This is a genomic window from Variovorax sp. P4_D9, from assembly GCF_056401695.1.
In genome coordinates this window covers 1-2,331 of the sequence record NZ_JBFUIU010001126.1, presented here as the reverse complement: position 1 = coordinate 2,331, position 2,331 = coordinate 1, and the positions used below count along the sequence as shown (strand labels likewise).

Annotated in this window: 3 protein-coding genes and 1 pseudogene; 1 reads left to right on the top strand and 3 read right to left on the bottom strand. The window is 68.7% G+C overall.

Going from position 1 to position 2,331, the window contains the following annotated elements; all coding sequences use genetic code 11:
* Positions 1-461: pseudogene (locus AC1DY5_RS51895) on the bottom strand (dehydrogenase); the annotation flags it as partial.
* Between the two features lie 252 nt (positions 462-713).
* On the opposite strand from AC1DY5_RS51895, the gene AC1DY5_RS51890 reads away from it, so the two are divergent.
* Positions 714-941 (top strand): hypothetical protein, encoded by a 228-nt coding sequence (locus tag AC1DY5_RS51890; RefSeq protein WP_478122056.1) that lies wholly within the window; start codon positions 714-716, stop codon positions 939-941.
* Between the two features lie 81 nt (positions 942-1,022).
* On the opposite strand, the gene AC1DY5_RS51885 is transcribed toward AC1DY5_RS51890, so the two are convergent.
* On the bottom strand, positions 1,023-2,027 hold the full coding sequence (locus tag AC1DY5_RS51885; RefSeq protein ID WP_478122055.1) for an XdhC family protein: 1,005 nt from the start codon (positions 2,025-2,027) through the stop codon (positions 1,023-1,025).
* 33 nt (positions 2,028-2,060) lie between these two features.
* On the bottom strand, positions 2,061-2,331 hold a 271-nt coding region (locus AC1DY5_RS51880; RefSeq protein ID WP_478122054.1), incomplete at its 5' end, for a CoxG family protein.

Genomic DNA, 2,331 nt, shown 5'->3' with positions numbered 1-2,331 from the left:
CCGCCCACCACCGCGATGCGGTCGCCCAGCCGCGGCGCCGCGTCCCACAGCGCGTTCACCGCGGTCTCCATGTTCGCGGCCAGYACGGCGCGCGCCGGCGGCAGGCCGTCGGGCAGCGGATGCACCGCATCGGCCGGCACCCGGTAGCGGGTCTGGTGCGGATGTAGGCAGAAAACGGCGCGGCCTCGCAATGCGTCCGGGCCCTGCTCGACGATGCCGACACTCGCATAGCCGTACTTGACCGGCCCGGGGAAGTCGCCCTGCTGGAAGGGTGCGCGCATCCGCTCGAATTCGCTCTCGGGAATCTCGCCGCGGAACACCAGCATCTCGGTGCCCCGGCTGACGGCGCTGTGAAGCGCACGAACCTCGACTTCGCCGCTGCCGGGCGCTGCGCCCGGCTCGGACCGGATCACGGCGCGGCCCGGCGCTTCGATCCAGCAGGCGCGGGGCTCGGCGGACATGACGCGAGAGGAATAGGCTGGCATGCTTTCAGCGCCCGCAGCGCGCGAGCACAACGAAGTTCTAACCGATGGAGAGCCATCTTAAGGCGATGCCTTTGCAGATTTCCACCGACGAGGGCGTCAGCCCCGCTGTCGATCCTCGAAGGCAGTGCCGACGGGCACGCCACCGCGGCCGAATAGCCGATGACGGAGATTCGATTCCGTGCACAAATTCACGCCGGCACCTCGGCCTTCTCTGATAGCCTGAACGCCATGCGCGCTCTCATTCTGTTCGTCAACATCGCGGTCCTCGCGACGGCCTACTGGTTCGCTTCACTGACCGGATTGCTGATCGCGACGGGGCTTTGCTTCGTCGTCGTCGCCGGCTTCTTCGCCTTCTCGATGGCCAACACCGAAGCCCGCGAATCGCGCAAGATGCAGCGCGCGATGGGCCGCAACACCACCTTCCTGGCCGAACTGCTGGGTCCGCGAAAGCCCTGACTCCGATTCGGAGCGTTCGGGGCGCGTACCGAGCACACCGTCGGCGTGAGCCCGCCCCCCGCTCTCCCAGGCCGAATCGAATTAGCCGGCGGCCGACTTCGCCACCGCGACCGCAGCCTCGCGTGGCAGCGTCACCGCGTTCTTCACCGCCAGGATCTCGGCCATCACGCTGACCGCGATCTCGGGTGGTGTCTTGCTGCCGATGTAGATGCCGATCGGGCCGCGCAAGCGGGCCAGCGATTGCTCGGTCTGATCGAAATGCTCGATCATGCGGTCGCGCCGTGCATCGGCATTGCGCCGCGAGCCGATCGCGCCGACGTAGAAGGCCTCGCTCTGCAGCGCCTCGAGCAGCGCCAGGTCGTCGAGCTTGGGGTCGTGCGTGAGCGCCACCACGCAGGTCCGCCGATCGGGCTTGAAGGCGATCACGGCGTCGTCGGGCATCTCGGTGGTGATGGCCACGCCGGGCAACGTCCAGGCCGTGTGGTATTCGGTCCGCGGATCGCACAGCGTGACCGCGAAGCCGCTGAACTTGGCCATCGTCGCCAGGTACTCGGCCAGCTGGCCGGCGCCGATCAGCAGCATCCGGTACTCGGGGCCGAAGGTGTTGACCAGCTCGGTGTCGTCGACCGAGAGCTCGGCCGGCGAACCGGCCTCGGCCAGCGCGACCGCACCATCTGCCAACCTGACCGTGCGCTGCATCAGCCGCCCCTCTTCAAGCGCCGCCACCAGCGTCTGCAGCGAGCCGGCGTCGGGGTCGTACTCAAGCAGCAGTTCGAGCGTGCCGCCGCAGGGCAGCCCGAAGCGATGCGCCTCGTCGGCCGTGATGCCGTACTTGACCAGCGCCGGCGCACCCGTCGGCATGACGCCGTCGCCATGGGCTCGGCTGTAGCGCGCGATCAGGTCGTCCTCGATGCAGCCGCCCGAGACCGAGCCGACCACCGCGCCATCCTCGGCCAGCGCCATGATCGAGCCGATCGGGCGCGGCGACGAGCCCCAGGTTCGCACCACGGTGGAGAGCAGCGCGCGGCGGCCGGCCAGCCGCCAGTCGCGCAGGGTGCGCAGCACCATGACGTCGAGATTTTCCATATCGCTTCTGTTTCCTGCTTCGCGCCGCTGCCTTCAGCCGGCGTCCTTGTCGGAGTCTGCGCCGGACTTCTTGCCGATGCCCAGCTTCTGCATGAAGCCCGCCACCGCGCCGGTTTTTTCGGCCGGGGCCGCGGCTTCGTCCGCCGCTTCGTCCGCCGCTTCGGGCGGCGGGCCGTAGCGGCTCTGCATCTCGGCGTCGAAGCGCTTGAAGAAATCGTCGGCGGTCGACTTGGCAGCACCGTCGATCAGGCGTTGGCCCAACTGCGCGATCTTGCCGCCGACCTGGGCCTGCACCGTATAGTCG

Excerpts from the sequence above, each read along its gene's own strand:
- AC1DY5_RS51890 (WP_478122056.1), top strand. The coding sequence starts at position 714 with ATGCGCGCTCTCATTCTGTTCGTCAACATCGCGGTCCTCGCGACGGCC.
- AC1DY5_RS51885 (WP_478122055.1), bottom strand. The coding sequence starts at position 2,027 with ATGGAAAATCTCGACGTCATGGTGCTGCGCACCCTGCGCGACTGGCGG.